Source organism: Sphingomicrobium aquimarinum (assembly GCF_039655735.1).
GTDB classification, from domain to species: Bacteria; Pseudomonadota; Alphaproteobacteria; order Sphingomonadales; family Sphingomonadaceae; genus Sphingomicrobium; species Sphingomicrobium aquimarinum.
In genome coordinates this window covers 1,107,734-1,124,025 of record NZ_JBBYXH010000001.1, presented here as the reverse complement: position 1 = coordinate 1,124,025, position 16,292 = coordinate 1,107,734, and the positions used below count along the sequence as shown (strand labels likewise).

General features: G+C 66.3%; 16 protein-coding genes. 2 read left to right on the top strand and 14 right to left on the bottom strand.

The window, feature by feature from the left end; translation table 11 throughout:
* Window positions 1-89: 89 nt before the first annotated feature.
* From WJS89_RS05785 to WJS89_RS05770, 4 genes are read right to left on the bottom strand one after another with little or no spacing between them, the layout of a single operon-like run.
* Window positions 90-1,229, bottom strand: coding sequence for a murein hydrolase activator EnvC family protein (locus WJS89_RS05785; RefSeq protein ID WP_346339969.1), 1,140 nt, complete (start codon window positions 1,227-1,229; stop codon window positions 90-92).
* Complete coding sequence (locus tag WJS89_RS05780) at window positions 1,229-1,660, bottom strand: 23S rRNA (pseudouridine(1915)-N(3))-methyltransferase RlmH (protein WP_346339968.1); 432 nt, start codon at window positions 1,658-1,660, stop codon at window positions 1,229-1,231. Before WJS89_RS05780 ends, WJS89_RS05785 begins: the two co-directional genes overlap by 1 nt.
* Before the next feature lie 21 nt (window positions 1,661-1,681).
* On the bottom strand, window positions 1,682-2,062 hold the full coding sequence (rsfS, locus tag WJS89_RS05775; protein ID WP_346340083.1) for a ribosome silencing factor: 381 nt from the start codon (window positions 2,060-2,062) through the stop codon (window positions 1,682-1,684).
* Window positions 2,063-2,105: 43 nt separating this feature from the next.
* Window positions 2,106-2,708, bottom strand: a complete 603-nt coding sequence (locus tag WJS89_RS05770) for a nicotinate-nucleotide adenylyltransferase (protein ID WP_346339967.1) — start codon at window positions 2,706-2,708, stop codon at window positions 2,106-2,108.
* A 105-nt stretch (window positions 2,709-2,813) separates the two neighbouring features.
* Between WJS89_RS05770 and WJS89_RS05765 the strand changes: the two genes are divergently transcribed.
* Entirely contained in the window at window positions 2,814-3,893 is a 1,080-nt protein-coding gene (locus tag WJS89_RS05765) for a DUF3667 domain-containing protein (RefSeq protein ID WP_346339966.1), read from the top strand.
* Here WJS89_RS05765 and WJS89_RS05760 read toward each other — a convergent pair.
* The 7 genes from WJS89_RS05760 to ptsP form a co-directional block, all read right to left on the bottom strand.
* Window positions 3,890-4,129: a DUF3072 domain-containing protein gene (locus tag WJS89_RS05760; protein ID WP_346339965.1), complete on the bottom strand. Its 240-nt coding sequence runs from the start codon at window positions 4,127-4,129 to the stop codon at window positions 3,890-3,892. The genes WJS89_RS05765 and WJS89_RS05760 overlap by 4 nt on opposite strands.
* 57 nt (window positions 4,130-4,186) lie before the next feature.
* Window positions 4,187-4,555 (bottom strand): hypothetical protein, encoded by a 369-nt coding sequence (locus tag WJS89_RS05755; RefSeq protein ID WP_346339964.1) that lies wholly within the window; start codon window positions 4,553-4,555, stop codon window positions 4,187-4,189.
* Window positions 4,552-6,501 carry an ATP-dependent zinc metalloprotease FtsH gene (gene ftsH / locus WJS89_RS05750; protein ID WP_346339963.1) on the bottom strand — a complete coding sequence of 650 codons (1,950 nt, stop codon included), beginning with the start codon at window positions 6,499-6,501 and terminating at the stop codon, window positions 4,552-4,554. Before ftsH ends, WJS89_RS05755 begins: the two co-directional genes overlap by 4 nt.
* Window positions 6,502-6,590: 89 nt before the next feature.
* Window positions 6,591-7,559, bottom strand: a complete 969-nt coding sequence (gene tilS / locus WJS89_RS05745) for a tRNA lysidine(34) synthetase TilS (protein ID WP_346339962.1) — start codon at window positions 7,557-7,559, stop codon at window positions 6,591-6,593.
* A gap of 4 nt (window positions 7,560-7,563) precedes the next feature.
* Window positions 7,564-8,451, bottom strand: coding sequence for a tetratricopeptide repeat protein (locus tag WJS89_RS05740; RefSeq protein WP_346339961.1), 888 nt, complete (start codon window positions 8,449-8,451; stop codon window positions 7,564-7,566).
* Between the two features lie 72 nt (window positions 8,452-8,523).
* Window positions 8,524-9,312 (bottom strand): helix-turn-helix domain-containing protein, encoded by a 789-nt coding sequence (locus WJS89_RS05735; RefSeq protein ID WP_346339960.1) that lies wholly within the window; start codon window positions 9,310-9,312, stop codon window positions 8,524-8,526.
* 111 nt (window positions 9,313-9,423) lie between these two features.
* A complete protein-coding gene (ptsP, locus tag WJS89_RS05730; protein ID WP_346339959.1) occupies window positions 9,424-11,685 on the bottom strand; it encodes a phosphoenolpyruvate--protein phosphotransferase in 2,262 nt (753 codons plus the stop codon).
* A 128-nt stretch (window positions 11,686-11,813) separates the two neighbouring features.
* Between ptsP and WJS89_RS05725 the strand changes: the two genes are divergently transcribed.
* Window positions 11,814-12,218: a hypothetical protein gene (locus tag WJS89_RS05725; protein ID WP_346339958.1), complete on the top strand. Its 405-nt coding sequence runs from the start codon at window positions 11,814-11,816 to the stop codon at window positions 12,216-12,218.
* 69 nt (window positions 12,219-12,287) lie between these two features.
* On the opposite strand, the gene WJS89_RS05720 is transcribed toward WJS89_RS05725, so the two are convergent.
* The 3 genes from WJS89_RS05720 to WJS89_RS05710 all read right to left on the bottom strand — a co-directional run bounded on the left by WJS89_RS05720 (window position 12,288) and on the right by WJS89_RS05710 (window position 16,254).
* Window positions 12,288-13,955 (bottom strand): serine hydrolase domain-containing protein, encoded by a 1,668-nt coding sequence (locus tag WJS89_RS05720; protein WP_346339957.1) that lies wholly within the window; start codon window positions 13,953-13,955, stop codon window positions 12,288-12,290.
* A gap of 92 nt (window positions 13,956-14,047) precedes the next feature.
* Window positions 14,048-15,058, bottom strand: coding sequence for an NAD(P)H-dependent flavin oxidoreductase (locus WJS89_RS05715; protein WP_346339956.1), 1,011 nt, complete (start codon window positions 15,056-15,058; stop codon window positions 14,048-14,050).
* Between the two features lie 2 nt (window positions 15,059-15,060).
* Window positions 15,061-16,254, bottom strand: a complete 1,194-nt coding sequence (locus WJS89_RS05710; RefSeq protein WP_346340082.1) for an aspartate kinase — start codon at window positions 16,252-16,254, stop codon at window positions 15,061-15,063.
* Window positions 16,255-16,292: the final 38 nt, after the last annotated feature.

Below are 16,292 nucleotides of genomic sequence, written 5' to 3'. Positions count from 1 at the left end.
GCGCTTGAACTTCACGTGAGGGCTTTCCTTTCGCGCCGCATAGGTTGGCAAGACGATGGGTCTAGCCTGCTTTCACCCTTATGAACATCTCAACGTGAACCTGCGATGAGAGCGGGCGAGACCGGACGACGTTCCTGCCACAACTCCACTTCGACCGGCCCGAGCGCGCTGCCCAGCCGCGCGCCCGCATCGACCTTTTGCCCGACCCGTGCGCGCGTCGCGACATTGGCGATAAGGCTCGTCCAGCCGTCGCCATGGTCGATCACAATGACGCCATCGCGGTCGCGAAAGGCCCCGGCGAAAGCAATCGTTCCGGTGGCAGGAACGCGCACGTCGGCGCCGCGGCGGGAGCCGACCGTCAGACCACGGCTGCGTACGCCGTCGGCGGACAGACTGCCGAGACCTGCGAGGATTTTTCCCTGCACCGGGAGGCGGTAGGAAAAATCCGGTGTCCGGGTCGAGCGACCATCGGCGAAGCGGGGCGGGAGCGGTGCGGGATCGTAGGTTGCAAGCGCGCCCGCGATCTCGGCGGCAAAGGCCTCGCGCGTGGCGACGTCGGCAAGATCGGCGGTCGCCTCCCCGCTCGCCAGCGCCCGTGTATCGGCGCGTGCCGCCGCGACACCGAGATCGCGCGCCTCGCTTGCCTGCCGGTCGATGCGCGCGGCGAGCTCGGAACGTAGATCGGTGAGCTCGTCCTGCTCGCGGGCGATGGTGGCCCGGCGATCGGAGAGACCGGCGCGCAGGCTCTCGAGCCGCGCGGCGCGCCCGCGGATGGCGCGGGTGCGGTCCTCGACCAATGGCACGATGCTTTCCGCGAGCGCTTGGGTGCGCATGAGTTCCTCGGTAGATCCGGCCGCGGCGAGGGTGAGAACCGGCGGTCGGCGCGAGAGCGTGGCGAGGCCCGCGAGCAGCGCGGCGGCGGGCCGCTGCTGCTCGGTGATCACGCCCTGGACGCGGCCGATGGCGGCGACCAGCCGCTGTTCTTCCAGCCGCGCGGCGGCGATGCGGGTGTCGAGCGCCTCGATGCGCGCCACGATGGCTTCCCGCTCGGCGGCCAGCCGATCGCGCTCGGAGCGCGCCGTGCGGGCCGCATCGTCCAGCCGCACGGCTTCTTCCTGCGCCGCGCGCGCTTCGCTCCGCATCTTGTCGAGCCGGTCCTGTGCACGCTGCGGGGTTGCGGTCGCCTGAGCGCCCATGCCCACGGCCAGCGCGGCGAGCAGAAGGCGCATCAGCGCGCGCCTTCGCGGTGGTAGGGGTGGCCCGCGAGGATCGAGGTCGCGCGGAAAAGCTGTTCGGCGAGCATCGCACGGCAGAGCATGTGCGGCCAGGTCGCGGGGCCGAAACTCAAAAGCAGGTCGGCCTCGTCGAGCACATCGCTTTCGTGACCGTCGGCTGCGCCGATGAGAAACCGCGCCTCGCGCACGCCGCCATCGCGCCATTTTTCGAGGATTTTTGCAAGTTCAAGGGAGCGAAGCGCCTTGCCACCTTCGTCGAGTACGACGCGCCGGACGGGGGTGGCGCTTGGTCGTGGCGGAGAGCCACCAGTATCGGGGAGCTCGGTAACCTTCACCTTCCATCCGATCCGTTCGAGATACCGATCGACGAGGTCGCTTTCCGGGGAGCGACCGATCTTTCCGCGAACGATGAGGTGGAGCAACATGACGTGAGTAGAAACGAGCCTCTACGCAGTGCCGCCTTCATCACCGAACGCCCACATGCGTTCGAGGTTGTAGAAGGTGCGCACTTCGGGGCGGAACAGGTGGACGATGACATCGCCCGCGTCGATCAGAACCCAGTCGGCGGTCGGCAGTCCCTCGATGCGCGGGGTCACGCCCTCGCTCTGCTTTACCTTCTCGGCGAGCTTCTGCGCGATGGCGGCGACCTGACGGCTCGAGCGGCCGCTGGCGATCACCATATGATCCGCGATCGAGCTTTTGCCTTCGAGCGGGATCGTCACGATTTCCTGCGCCTGCTCGTCGTCGAGCAGCTGCATCACGAGCGCGTGAAGCGCGTCGCTGTCGTCGCTATGGGCGCTGGGCGCGATCGGGTCAGGCGTGGTCATGGCATTGTCGGTCGACGGGTGGGGCAAGGTCACTCCTCATGGGCTACGACCGGTGCCTCCCGGTCGCTTCGTTTTCATACCAGTCAGGGTCACGCGCACGAAGCGCGGTCGCGGAGGTCGGGTTGGGCGGCAGACGCAGAAACGTAATCGCCGGAACACTCCAATTCGTCCAGTCCTGGCCGCTCGCGGGGCGGACGAACCACCGGAGCCAGCCCATGGCGCGAGCCGCCCGGGCCCCGCTCTTATAACCGGGACGGGTGAGGACGGCAATCGGAATGGACCGCGCGAGCCGCCGCCAATCCTTCCACTGGTGGAATTGGGCAACAGTATCCTCGCCCATCAGCCAGATGAAATCATGTTGGGGGTTGGCCTTCTTGATCGCCGCGATCGTATCGACGGTGTACCGGGTGCCGGCGCGGCGCTCGAAATCGCTGGCGCGAATGGGCGCGCGGCGAGCCATGCGACGCGCAGAGGCGAGGCGGGCCGCATAGGGTGCCATGCCCTCTTTCGGCTTGAGGGGGTTTCCGGGACTGACCAACCACCAGACCGAGTCGAGGTCGAGCGCTTCGAGCGCGGCAAGGCTGATATGCCGGTGCCCGCCGTGCGCGGGATTGAAGCTGCCGCCGAGGAGTCCGATCCGTGCCATGACAGGGTCCGCGCTAGCATGAGGCTTTTGCGAGCACCATCGCATCGCTAGGGTTCAGGCAGGTACAGGATTATGATGTCCTGGGCGAAGTGCGGGGGAAGCGGAATGAACGGGGTCGAGGCAGCAGGCGAACTCATCGGCGGCGCGGGCGCGGCGCGGGCGATCGAACCAGGCACGCACGGCGCGGGCGGCGATCATGGCGCGGGGCCGGAGCGGTGCCTCAACTGCGGCTGCGCGCTTGCGGGCGACTATTGCCACTGCTGCGGACAGGCAGCGCACGTTCACAAGACGATCGGCGGATTGCTGCACGACCTTCTCCATGGCGTGCTGCACCTCGACGGGAAGTTCTGGAACACGCTACCGCTACTCGTCTGGAAACCGGGGAAACTGACCCGCGATTATATCGACGGGCATCGCGCGCGCTACATCAGTCCCATCGCATTCTACCTCTTCACCGTCGTCGCGATGTTCGCCCTCGTCGTGTCGGTGGGAGACGTGAAGAAAGGCGACGTGTCGATCGGCACCGACACGTCGGAGATCACCACCGTGGAGGAGGCCGACGCGCAACTGGCGGAGCTGGACGAGGCCGAGGCGGAGCTGGAGGGCATGGACGGACCGGGAGCCGGCGGTGCCAGGGCCGGTATCGATGCCGCGCGGATGGCGGTGCAGAACAAGCGTAGCGAGCTTAGCGGCGAGCCGGTCTCCGTAGCGGAAACCGATCAGGTTTCGGCATCGGGCTTCTGGCGCGCCGTCAGCCAAAAATTCGAAAAATTCGAGGAGAACCCCGGCCTGTATCTCTACAAGATGCAGACCGCCAGCTACAAGCTGAGCTGGCTCCTCATTCCGCTTTCGCTCCCGTTCCTGTGGCTGCTGTTTCCCTTCAGCCGCACGTTCGGGCTCTACGACCACGCCGTTTTCATCACCTACTCGATCAGCTTCATGATGATGCTCACCATCGTCGTCGGGCTGCTCGCCAAGCTGCCCGGCGGCACGGATGGGGCGATTTTCGGCTCGGCGGTGCTGGCGGCACTTCTCTACGCGCCGTTCCACATGTACCGCCAGTTGCGCGGGACCTACAGCCTGGGGCGCATCTCCGCCCTGCTGCGCACGATCCTGCTGGCGGTGGCCGCATGGATCGTGCTCGGCGTTTTCATCACGATGATGTTCGTGCTGGGGGTCCTCTAAGCCGGCTGGCCGCGCCCGGTCGCCGCCTGCAATTCGTCGATTCTCTTCGAAGCGTCGGCCTTCGTCATTTCGGGATCGTAGGCCTCGGGCGTTCCGGCTTCTTCGGCGAGCGTCTTGAGATAACTCGCCTGTGCGCCGGTCATGCGTTCATCGCCGGTGGTCCAATTTTCAGGCGCCTTCTCAGCGTTCGATACAGGGTTTTCCTTGGGATGGGCGTCGGGCTTGGGTGCCGTCATGGTCGGTTACTCCTTCGAGAAACCAACGGTCATGTTCACCATCTGTTCCCTGCCTGACTAGCGACAGGGATATTTTCGAGCGAAGATCTGCGCGGTTAGTTCTGTGCTCGTCCAGCCGCGTCGCTGGTCGGCGCTGAAGCCTTCCATCGCCCGCAGAAAGTCGCGCGGACCCATGCGCTTGGCACCAGCGGGAATGCAGAAGCGCTTTCTTTCGGCGCGGTCGTTAAGCGCGATGGCCCGTGCCGCAGCCGCTTCGCCTTCGCGTTGCAGCGTCTTGAGATCGCCGTCGAACAGCGCCAGCGGGCCCTTGCCTTCGAGCTTCTTGCCGCGTTCGTAGAAGGTCTGCGCGTTCATGTCCTGCGCCGAGCAGGGCGTCGTGACGACGAGACCCGCTGCAGCCGCTGCGAGGGCGATCAGCAGTTTCATGCGGTCGCCGGTCCGCCGAGGGACGAGGGCTTCCGGCCCGCCTTGGGGATCGAGCTGCCGGCCGTCGGAATCACCGGACCCTTGGGGCCGCCACGGTCGATCGAGCCGCCGTCGAGCAGCGTTTTGATCTCGTCGCCCGACAGCGTTTCATATTCGAGCAGCGCCTGTGCGAGCTGTTCGAGCTGGTCGGCATGGTCGGTGAGCAACTGCTTGGCGCGGTCGTAGCCCTGGTCGATGAGGCGACGGATTTCCTTGTCGATCTTCTGGGCAGTCTCGGCCGATACGTTCATGCCCTGGCTTTGGCTGTAGCCGAGGAAGGTCTCGCCCTGCTGTTCCTCATATTGCACCGGGCCCATTTCCTCGCTCATGCCCCACTGGGTGACCATGTCGCGCGCGAGCTTGGTGGCATATTGGATATCGCCGCTGGCGCCGGAGGATACCTTGTCGTGGCCGAAGATCACTTCCTCAGCGACGCGCCCGCCCATGGCGACTGCCATGTTCGCGTGCATCTTGTCGCGGTGGTAGGAATAGCTGTCGCGCTCGGGCAGTCGCATGACCATGCCCAAGGCCCGACCACGCGGAATGATCGTCGCCTTGTGGATGGGATCCGACGCCGGCTCGTGGAGCGCGACGATGGCGTGACCCGCCTCGTGATAGGCGGTCATCTTCTTCTCGTCCTCGGTCATCACCATGGAACGCCGCTCGGCGCCCATCATGACCTTGTCCTTGGCTTCTTCGAACTCGGCCATCGCGACGAGGCGCTTGCCCTTGCGCGCCGCCATCAGCGCCGCCTCGTTGACGAGGTTGGCGAGGTCGGCGCCCGAGAAGCCCGGCGTCCCGCGCGCAATGGTGCGCGCGTCGACGTCGGGGGCCAGCGGCACCTTCTTCATGTGGACGAGCAGGATCTTCTCGCGGCCCTCGATGTCGGGGCGCGGGACCACGACCTGCCGATCGAAGCGGCCCGGACGTAGCAAGGCGGGGTCGAGCACGTCGGGGCGGTTGGTCGCGGCGATGATGATGATGCCCTCATTGGCATCGAAGCCGTCCATCTCGACCAGCAACTGGTTGAGCGTCTGTTCGCGCTCATCATTGCCGTTACCGAGACCCGCACCGCGATGGCGGCCGACCGCGTCGATTTCGTCGATGAAGATGATGCAGGGCGCATTCTTCTTGGCCTGTTCGAACATGTCGCGCACGCGGCTCGCGCCGACGCCGACGAACATCTCGACGAAGTCCGAGCCCGAAATGGTGAAGAACGGAACGCCCGCCTCGCCCGCAATGGCGCGCGCGAGGAGCGTCTTACCGGTACCAGGCGAACCGACCAGCAGCGCGCCCTTCGGGATTTTCCCGCCGAGCCGCGCGAACTTGCTCGGATCCTTCAGGAACTCGACGATTTCCTGCAATTCCTCGCGCGCCTCGTCGATGCCCGCCACGTCGTCGAAGGTGACACGGCCCTTGGCCTCGGTGAGCAACTTGGCCTTCGATTTGCCGAAGCCCATCGCCCCGCCGCCGGCATTCTGCTGCATCTTGCGGATGACGAAGAAGGACAGGCCGAGAATGAGGATGAAGGGCAGCGAGTTGATCAGGATGAGCTGCCAGATCGAGGCCTGCTCCTGCGGGCGCACGGCATATTCGACTCCCGCCTCGTCGAGCGCGGCGGAGATGTTGGCGTTGGGGGGAGAGACGGTAGAGAAGGGTTCGCCGTCGATCGTGCCCGTCAGCGTCGACGTGCCGTCGGTGCGCGGCGCGATGACGACCTCCTTGACGTTGCCCGCTTCGACCCGGTCGACGAAGGACGAATAAGGGATCTGCTCGCCAGCGGCGGCACGGTCTCCACCCGAGAAAGCCTGCACGAACAGGATCACCCCGAAGATGATCGCGAGCCAGATGACGAGGCTCTTGGTCCAGGCGTTCTTGGGCGGTTCGGGCGTGGGGTCTGGTTGCATGATGCGAAAAGGATACCCTTAAAATGATGTCTTGAAGCTTAAGATAGGAGCCATGACCCCGCTCCACAATATGGGCGGTTGGGAGAGGGTCAGCCGCTGCGGCGCGGGGGCGCCGGTTCGAGCGTCCAGCGCATCGCGTTGGCACTCAGAAGTAGCCCGCCAAGACTGGTCTTTCCGCCGGCGCGCAGCATGTCCAGCGCACGGTCGAGATCGGGGCCACGCGGCGCTCGCCGTTCGAGCGTGTCGAAGGCCCGCAGCAGCAGCCGCCGTTGCAATTCGCGGGGGAAGGTCGCGGCATCGTCGATGACCAGGTCGCGATCTCCGGACCGCACGACTTGGTCCCACAGGCGTTTTACGACCCAATCGAGCGCGGCATTGGCATCGCCAAGATGCGCTGCGCTGGAGGCATAGGCGGGCGCGTCGTCGAACCCTGCCGCGGCCAGGGCCATGCGAAGGCGCGCGCGATCGAAGGCAGGATCCGCATTCATCGGATCGTGGACGGGCTTGAGCCCGGCCGAGTGGACGAGCGCTGAAAGGTCTTTGCGCTGCCAGCCGAGCAGCGGGCGGACGAGCGTAGCTCCGCCCAATGGCCGCTCGGGCCGGATCGCGGACAGGCCGGAAAGGCCGCTACCCCGCGCGAGCCGCATCAGCATCGTCTCGGCCTGATCGTCCGCGTGGTGGCCGGTGGCGACGAAGTCGAGCGCCCTGCGCGTCGACCATTGCTCGACGAGCCCATAGCGCGCCTCGCGCGCCGCGGCCTCGATGTTGCGAGCCGGCGGACCCTCCTCCCAATCCACGCGCAGCGTGTCGTGCGCAATCCCCCATCGCGCGCAGATTTTTGCGACATGGCGAGCCTCGGAGGCGGCTTCGGGGCGCAGCGCATGATCGATGGTAAGGGCGCGAATGTCGTCGCGCCGCGCTGCCTTTGCGAGCAGCAGCAACGCGAGACTGTCGGCGCCGCCCGACACCGCGATGCCCAGCGGACGCGATGGCGGGACGAGACCGTCCACATCGGCACGGAACCGCTCGACGACCAGGGGGTCGAGCGCGGGGGTCACGACCCTAGCTGCAGCGCGCAGCCGACCGGGCGGCGGGGAGGCGGGTGGTGATGAAGTCGCGCATGTTGCCCGCGTAGACATCTTCCAGCTCGTCATAAACGCGGCAGGCCTGACCCGGCTGGTCGAGGCGCATCAGCGCCTGGCCGAGGAAATAAAGGCTGTCGGCCGCACGCTCGCCCTGCGGGTCGGCGCGATAATTGGCGAGCAACGTCTCGGCGGCTTCGCGCGGGCGGGAGGCGTCGAGCTGCGCGCGGCCCTTGAGATTGCGCGCCCAGCTGACCTTGGGATGGCCGGGATAGGCGGCGACCATCGCGTCGAGCTCACGGATGGCGGCGTCGAAATTGCGCGCGTCCCAGGAGCGGAAGCCGATATTGTAGGCCTCCTCTCCCTCCGCGAGCCAGTTGGGATCGTTCCGGTTGGCGGCGGGCGGCGGCGGCGGGGTAGGGCGCGCGTCATTCGCAGCCGTCTCCACGGGGTCCTCGTTCATCATGGCGTTCTCGTCGGGCTCGGCAAAAGACGCGGGTGAGGGGGGCGCGGCACGCGCAGCCTCGAGCTCGCCGCGCAGCCGGGCGATCTCCGCTTCCATCTGCCCGATGCGGTAGCCCGCTTCTTCGGACTGGCGGATGAGGGTGGTGATCTGCGATTCCATCGCCTGCACACGGCCCGTGAGGATGTCGACCGACGAGCGTGTCGCGACGGGCTCGTCGGCATAGCCAGCGGTGCTGGCCGGAGCGCCGTCGGGATAGACGCGGTCCTGCATCTGCCGAACCTGCCGCTCGAGCCGGTTGATCCTGTCGCGGTTCTCGCGTTCGCGCGAGCGATCCGATTCCTGCGCATAGGCAGGATTGGCAACGAGCAGAATGGCGAGAAGCGAAAGCAGGAAGCGTGTCATGATGGGTCCGTTGAATGAAAGCATTACGGTTGATGGATGTCTGCCCGCGCCAAGCTGGACAGGTGATGAATTCTAGTTCGCGGGCGTCGCCGCACCGGAGGGCGCATTGTCGACCAGTGCGGGCGCCTTGAGGCTGACATCGCTGACGCGCGTCCCGTCCTCGCCCGGAATGCGCACGTCGCTGTCTCCGACACGCGCCACGAGCGATGCGGGGCGAGCGGTCTCTAGCATCGGCGCGGAGGCCGTTGCGGGAACCGGCCATTCCTCGCCTTCCGCCAGCTCGCGGCCGATGAGGACCTCGCCACCATCGGTCACGCGCAGCCACACGGCGCGGGTGGCGACCAGCGTCACCGGCGTATCGGCGGCAACCTGCGGCGCGGCGGCTTCGGGAGCGGCCTCGACCTCGTCCTCGACCACGACTTCCTCCGCCACGGGTTCGTCGTCGGCGGCGAGGCGCTGGTCGTTCATCCAACTGAACAGGAGGATCGCCCCGACGATGAGGAGGATCGCGACGATAATCAGCCACCCCGGCATCCCGCGCTTGTCCTCGGAAATCTCGTACGTGCCCGACGTGTCGTGCTGCGGGACATATGCCCCCATATGCTCGCGCACCGACTGCGCCGCCCAGGCCGGATCGACGCCGACCATCGTCGCATGGGTCTTCGCGAACCCCGCAGCATAGGTCGACGCGGGAAGTTTTTCCCAATCGTTATTCTCGAGATTCTCGATGTGGCGCTTGGGGATGCGGGTGCGGGCGGCCATGTCGTCGAGCGAAATGCCCTTGGCCTCGCGTGCTTCCTTGAGCTGGGTCCCGACCGGGGCGCCCGCCGGCTCTTCGAGCATGCCTTCTTGTTCGTCCATCGAAACCCCTGAGAAAATAGCTGTTTTGCGTGTCCCCTCAAACAAGGCGCGAGAGGGGAGTTTGTCAACCGAATGTCGCGGCGATTTTTTCGAAATCCGGCGCGTTCGTCGTCAGTCGAGGACGACCCCCTGCTCGCGCGCCCACTGGTCGAGCACACGGCGCAAATCACGCGGCGGATCCGCCAGCAAGCGGCGCATTTCGGCGGCGATCGCCGTTTGGTCGAGACTGCGCACCATCGCCTTGATCGGCCCGATCGCCGCGGGCGTGATCGAGAAACGTTTCAGGCCGAGCCCGATGAGCGCCATCGCTTCGAGCGTCCGCCCGCCCATCTCTCCACAGATGCGCACGGGCGTGCCACTGTCGTCGCACTGCTCGATGACGCGCTTGAGGAAGCGCAGGATCGCGGGACTGAGCCAGTCGTAGCGGTCGGCCAGACGCGGATCGCCGCGATCGGCGGCGAAGAGGAACTGGGTGAGATCGTTGGTACCGATCGAAAGGAAATCGATCCGCGGCAAGAGCTGGTCGAGCATTTCGGCAAGGCTCGGCACCTCGAGCATCGCGCCATACTCGATGACGGTCGGAAGGAAACGCTTGCGCTTGCGAAGCCAGTCGACCTGGTCTTCGAAGAGCTTCCGCGCTTCCTCATATTCCCATGGCTCCGACACCATCGGGAACATGACCTTGAGGTGCCGGTTCGCGGCCGCCTCGATGAGCGCACGCGCCTGCGCCTTCATCAGGGCCGCGCGGTCGAGGCTGAGGCGGAGCGCGCGCCACCCCATCGCGGGATTTTCGGCCTCGTCCTTCTCGTCGAGATAGGGGAGCGCCTTGTCGCCGCCGATGTCGATCGTGCGGAACACGACCGGCTTTTCGCCGGCCGCTTTCAGCACGCGCTTGTAGAGTTTGTACTGGCTCTCGCGTCCGGGCAGCGTGGCCGCGACGAGGAACTGGAATTCGGTTCGGAAGAGGCCGATGCCCTCGGCGCCGAAGCCGTCGAGATGATCGACGTCTTCGGCCAAACCCGCATTGACCATCAGTTCGATTCGCTGATCGTCCTTGGTGACCGCCGGCTTGTCGCGGATCGCCGCGAACTCGGCGCGGCGTTTCTGGCTCGACGCCATCCGCCGTTCGAACAGGTCCTCGGTCTTGGCGCTCGGGCGCACGGTGATCGTTGCCATGTCGCCATCGACGAGGATCATATCGTCCTCGTAGGCGATCTGGCGGATATCCTCGATCTTGCCGACCAGCGGCACCCCCATCGCCCGCGCGACGATGGTGACGTGCGCGGTCAGCGATCCTTCCTGCAGGACGATGCCCTTGAGGCGTCGCCGGTCATAGTCGAGCAGTTCGGCGGGTCCCAGATTGCGCGCGATGAGGATCGTGTCCTGTTGCAGCCCCGTCTGCGCCGCCGTGCCCGAGCGGCCCGAGACGATCCGCACCAGCCGGTTCGACAGGTCCTCGAGATCATGCATTCGCTCCTTGAGCAGGGGATCGTCGATCTCCTGCATGCGCGCGCGCGTGTGCTGCTGGACGCGCTCGATCGCGGCCTCGGCGGTCAGGCCGCTGTCGATCGCTTCGTTGATGCGTCGGCTCCAGCCTTCGTCGTAGGCGAACATCTTGTAGGTCTCGAGCACTTCCTGATGCTCGCCGTGGACGCCGAACTCGGCGTCGCGGGTCATGTTGTCGATCTGCTCGCGCATCTTGCGAAAGGCGGTGTAGACGCGGGCGCGCTCGGCCTCGGTATCCTCCGCGACCGTCTGTTCGACGGTGACCTTGGGCTGGTGGAAGACCGCATGCCCGCGCGCCATTCCCGTGACCAGCTTCAACCCCGCCAGTTGCTGTTCGCCGGTGTCGCGGGCGCGGCCCTTGGTGCCGTCGGCGAGGCCCGCGCTGCCGAGAAGTTCGGACAGGACCATCGCCACCGTCTGCAAGGCCTCGATCTCGACATCGTCATATTTGCGGCTGTCCTCGTGCTGGACGGTCAGCACGCCGATGGGCGTTTCGCGCCGCACGATCGGCACGCCCGCGAAACTGTGGAAATGCTCCTCGCCGGTCTCGGGCCGGAAGGCGAACTGCGGGTGGCGGCTGGCTTCCTCGAGATTGAGGACGAGCATCTGTTCCGCGATCGTCCCGACGAGTCCTTCACCGAAATCGAGCCGCGTCTCGTGCACCGCTTCCTTGCGCAGGCCATGGGTCGCGTAGAGTTCGAGCTTTCCTTCTTTCAGCACGTAGATCGAGCACACTTCGCTGACCATCGCGTCGGCGATGATATCCACGACCTTGTCGAGCTTGGCCTGCGCGCCGCCGCGGCTTGCCATGACCGCGTGCAGGCCGGTGAGAATGTCGCGGGCGGAAGAAGCGGCGGTGGTGGGCATGGCCTGAAGAACTAGCAGGACGGGCAATGGCGCGCCAGCGCGATAAGAAGCTCCGTTACGGATCCGATTATGCTGGAATTATGTCTTTCGCTGCGGAATCTTGGCGCTCTTGCGGAGGACTGAAACCGATGAACATGTTCCGATCGATCGACGCCGGCGATCGCGCCATCACCGATGCCTCCGAGGAATTGCTGTCGATGGTCGATGGCTATCAGCGTGATCAGGACGGGTATCTGCTCGGGTTGCGCCTTTCGCGGCTGATGTCGGTGCTACGGCTGCACTTCGCGCGCGAAGATAGCGGAATGGTCCTGGCCGATCTCATCCGCGAGGACCGCGCCTTTGCGGACGACCTGCGCCGACGCGCCGACGAGGCGCGGCAGGTGGGCGAGACGCTCGAGCGCTATGCCGCCCGCTACGCGACCGGGGTCGGCGAGTCAGCGTTCGGCGCCTTCCGACACGAAACGCTGATGCTGGTCGGGCGGCTGGCCGAACATCTCGACAACCGGCGGAACGCTCCTCTCGCACCGAACTGACGCGGGCGCGGTGCGGGGCCGATGGCGCGTTCGCCGATCGGTCCCACGTCGCGCCGACCCTCGTCGCAACTATCGCTCGATCCGCTGCGCTTCGAGTGTCCGTGCGCCGCGCGTCATACTAAAGCCGGTGACCCTTCCGGCATGGCTCATGAATTGCAGCGTCATCGGGGTGCCGTCGATCGCGAACCGATCCTCGTCGAGCGCGCGTAGCGGCGCGGTCTGCTCGCGCTCTCCCTGCCGCATCCGCAATCTTCCATCGTCGTCCAGTTCGATATGCACGGTGACATCGGTTTCGGTTCGATAAGAGCCCGCGTAGGCAGCCAGCCGGGCGGGGTCGATCGCGACCCGTGTCTCCTCGACCCCGCCGACGCGGCGCGCTTCGATCGGTTCACGCTCGGCAGTATCGTGAAAGCGCAGCATTGGATCGCCGTCGGGTCCCCATACGAATTCGAACCAGTCGCCACGCTCCTTTTCGAAGAAGAAGCGCCGCTCGCCGAAATAGGTGACGGGCCGTGCACTGGCCCCTTCGCCCGCGAACCAGAAGCGGTCGTCGCGGTGCAGAAACTGGACGCGGCGTCCGCGCACTTCGTAGGTGCCGACCATTGGCATCGCCTTGGCCGTGTCGAGCGGTTGCTCGATGAAGCGCGGGAACGACTGTCCGAGCGCCGCTGCCGCGAGGCGTTCGGCCAGCGGGCGCACCGCGCTTCGGGGTGCGTCGCTGTTCGCGAGGATACCGACGAAGACATCGCCCTCGGGCACGTAGAGCGCCTCGGTTCGCGTGCCGCGCATCGCGCCTCCCTGAAAGTATGTGGGCTCGCCGAAGAGCTGTCCGACGCGGAAGCCGAACCCGTAGCGGGCCTCGCTACCGTCGGCGAGAACGGGCAGCGCGATCGCCTGCGCGTACATGTCGGGCCCGAGGATGCGCCCGTGGTGAAGCGCGTTCACGAAAGTCGCCAGGTCCGCGACCGTTCCCGTCATCGTCCCCGCCGCGCCCGCAATGCCCTTGTCGACGAACGGCGGGAAGGGGACCGCATCCGCGCCGGGACCATCGTAGCCTGTCATTGTCGCGCCCGGCGTGACGAAGCTGTCCAGCCCGAGTGGGCGGGCGACCAGCCGTTCCACCGATCGCTCCCATGGCTGCCCCGTCGCCTGCTCGATGATCGGCCCGAGCAGCATATAGGCACTGTTGTTATACTCCCATTCCTCGCCCGGCGCGGCCTTCGCCGGCAGCGCTGCGAGCAGCGCTACCAATTCCGCGTTGGAAAAGTCGCGGTCGAGGTTCTCGGCGATCCAGCCGGGGCGCTTGGTGATGTCGGTCAGCCCCGAGGTGTGATTGAGCAACTGACGCAGGGTCGCTGAGCTCGCGGGTTCGGAAAAACCGGAAACATAGTTCGAGATGGGGTCGTCGAGCGAGAGAACCCCTTCCTCGGCCAGCTTGGCCACCGCGGCCGCCGTAATCGTCTTGGTGATCGAGGCGAGGTTGTAGCGCTCGGTCGGGAGCATCGTGCGGCCCGTGCCGATGTCGGCCATGCCGCGAGCGTCGTGGAAAAGCGTCTTCCCGCCACGGGTTACGATGACCGCCGCACCCGGGCCGTCCGCATCATAGGCGTCGGCGAGGATGGCGGCGAGTTCGGCCTCGATCGCACGATCTTGAGAGACTGTCTCGATGGGCTGGGCGGGGCTGGCGGGGGCGATGCCGGCCCCGATCAGCAGAGGAAAGGCGATGAGCAGGTGCACGATTTTTTCTCCATCGGTTGGCATTGCCGATGGAGTGGCGTGACGCTCGCGAAAAGGCATGAGCGCGCGCTGAGGATCGCGTGAGGGTTCGCTTAGCCCCGGGTGGAAAGCGCGCCCGCGGCTTCCTCGACCAGTTCCGCGATGATCGCCGCGACCGGTTCCTCGCGCTTGACCATCCCGACCGACTGGCCCGCCATCACGCTGCCGCTCTCGACGTCGCCGTCGATGACCGCGCGCTTGAGAGCGCCTGCCCAGTAATGCTCGATCTGCAATTGCGCTTCGGCCATTTCGAGCTTGCCCGTGTCGAGATGCCCCGCAACCTCGCGCTGCTTGGCCGCGAAGGCTTCGGTTTCCTTGTTCTTCAGCGCGCGCACGGGGATGACCGGCAGGCGCGGGTCGATCTGGACGCTCGGGACGGCATCGCGGGCGCTGGCACGCAGGAACATCTTCTTGAAATTCTCGTGCGCGATACATTCTTCCGCGCACACGAAGCGGGTGCCCAATTGGACGCCGACCGCGCCCATTTCGAGATAGGCCGCGATCGCCTCGCCGCGCCCGATCCCGCCCGCGACGAAGACAGGCATGTCGGCGGCGACTTCTGGGAGGATTTCCTGCGCGAGCACGCTCGTCGACACGGGGCCGATATGACCGCCCGCCTCCATTCCCTCGACGACCAGCGCGTCGACGCCCGAGCGTTTGAGCTTCTTTGCCAGCGCCAGTGCGGGCGCGAAGGCGATCAGCTTGGCGCCGCCCGCCTTGATCCGCTCGATCGCCTTGCCGGGCGGCAGTCCGCCCGCAAGCACGATATGGCTGACGTCATGTTTGAGGCAGATATCGATCAATTCGTCGAGATCGGGGTGCATGGTGATGAGGTTGACGCCGAACGGCTTGTCGGTCTTTTCCCGCGTCGCAGCGATCTCCTTGTCGAGCAAATCGGGCGGCATCGCGCCGCAGGCGATCACGCCGAACCCGCCCGCGTTCGAAATGGCGGAGACGAGATTGCGCTCGGAAATCCAGCTCATCGCGCCGCCCATGATCGCGACCTCGCAGCCGAGAAATTCAGTGCCGCGCTGCATCAGGCGGTTCAGTTTGTCGCGGCTCATCCTCATTCCCCCAATTCGAAAGCGGCATGCAGTGCGCGGACGGCAACATCGACCTGTTCGTCCGGTACCAGCGCGCTTGCCTTGAGTTCGCTCAAGGTCGCGGCGAGCAGCGGCACCTGCCGGTCCGCGAGCACGTCATAGACTTTGGCGGCCAGCTCGGGATTTGAGCGGATGCCGACCCCCACGACCGAAATCTTGGCGACCGCATCGTCGCTTTGGATGGCGCTGTGCCCGATCGCATCGCGCGCCTTGTCGAGCGCGGCAATGGCGCGGTCGAGCGCGGTGCGTGGCACGGTAAAGTGCAGGCTGTCCGACCCCTGGCTGACCATGTCGACCGCCAGTCCCTCGTTGGCGAGTGCGGACAGCGCGGCGGCGAGGCGCCCCGGCTTGTCCTGCGCGATCAGGCGCACCAGCGCTTCTCCCCGATCGGCGGCGATGCCCGAGATTGCGGTCCGTTCCATATGATCTTCCCATGACGTGACGATGGTGGTGCCCGGCACATCCTCGAAGGCCGAGCGGACGGTGAGCGGCATGTTCTCGCGGATCGCGAGCCCGACCGAGCGGACCTGGAGCACCTTGGCCCCGGCGCCCGCCAACTCGAGCATTTCCTCCGCGCCGATGAGATCGACCTTGGCGGCGCGCGGCTCGATCCGCGGGTCGGTGGTGTAGACGCCCGCGACGTCGGTGTAGATGTCGCAGCGGTCCGCGCCGAGCCCCGCCGCGATGGCGACCGCGCTCGTGTCCGAGCCGCCGCGGCCCAGCGTGGCGATGCGTCCGTCCTCGGTCGCGCCCTGGAAGCCCGGGATGACCGCGATCGTTCCTGCCAGGAGTGCGCCGTCGAGCGCGCCGCTCTCGATCTTCTCGACGCGCGCGTTGCCGTGAACGCCCGACGCCTCGAGCAGCTGCCACCCCATGAAGCTGCGCGCGTCGGCATCCATGTTCTGGAGCGTCATCGCGAGCAGGCCCGCGGTGACCTGCTCTCCGGACGCGACCACCACGTCATATTCACGCGGGTCATGGTGCGCGGCGGCTTCCTTGCAGAATTGCACCAGCCGGTCGGTCTCCCCCGCCATCGCACTGACGACGACGCAGGTCTGGCTCTCCTCCGCCTGCCGGGCGACCAGGCGCGCGACGTGGCGGATGCGCTCGATGCCGGCCATCGAGGTGCCACCGAATTTCATCACGACGCGGGCCAGAACAATCTCCTAGGGGAAGAGCGTCCGCCCTGTTAGAA

Excerpts from the sequence above, each read along its gene's own strand:
- WJS89_RS05780 (WP_346339968.1), bottom strand. The coding sequence starts at position 1,660 with ATGTTGCTCCACCTCATCGTTCGCGGAAAGATCGGTCGCTCCCCGGAA.
- ftsH (WP_346339963.1), bottom strand. The coding sequence starts at position 6,501 with ATGCAACCAGACCCCACGCCCGAACCGCCCAAGAACGCCTGGACCAAG.
- WJS89_RS05735 (WP_346339960.1), bottom strand. The coding sequence starts at position 9,312 with ATGGACGAACAAGAAGGCATGCTCGAAGAGCCGGCGGGCGCCCCGGTC.
- WJS89_RS05760 (WP_346339965.1), bottom strand. The coding sequence starts at position 4,129 with ATGACGGCACCCAAGCCCGACGCCCATCCCAAGGAAAACCCTGTATCG.
- WJS89_RS05770 (WP_346339967.1), bottom strand. The coding sequence starts at position 2,708 with ATGGCACGGATCGGACTCCTCGGCGGCAGCTTCAATCCCGCGCACGGC.
- ptsP (WP_346339959.1), bottom strand. The coding sequence starts at position 11,685 with ATGCCCACCACCGCCGCTTCTTCCGCCCGCGACATTCTCACCGGCCTG.
- WJS89_RS05755 (WP_346339964.1), bottom strand. The coding sequence starts at position 4,555 with ATGAAACTGCTGATCGCCCTCGCAGCGGCTGCAGCGGGTCTCGTCGTC.
- WJS89_RS05725 (WP_346339958.1), top strand. The coding sequence starts at position 11,814 with ATGAACATGTTCCGATCGATCGACGCCGGCGATCGCGCCATCACCGAT.
- rsfS (WP_346340083.1), bottom strand. The coding sequence starts at position 2,062 with ATGACCACGCCTGACCCGATCGCGCCCAGCGCCCATAGCGACGACAGC.
- WJS89_RS05740 (WP_346339961.1), bottom strand. The coding sequence starts at position 8,451 with ATGACACGCTTCCTGCTTTCGCTTCTCGCCATTCTGCTCGTTGCCAAT.
- WJS89_RS05715 (WP_346339956.1), bottom strand. The coding sequence starts at position 15,058 with ATGAGCCGCGACAAACTGAACCGCCTGATGCAGCGCGGCACTGAATTT.
- WJS89_RS05765 (WP_346339966.1), top strand. The coding sequence starts at position 2,814 with ATGAACGGGGTCGAGGCAGCAGGCGAACTCATCGGCGGCGCGGGCGCG.
- WJS89_RS05785 (WP_346339969.1), bottom strand. The coding sequence starts at position 1,229 with ATGCGCCTTCTGCTCGCCGCGCTGGCCGTGGGCATGGGCGCTCAGGCG.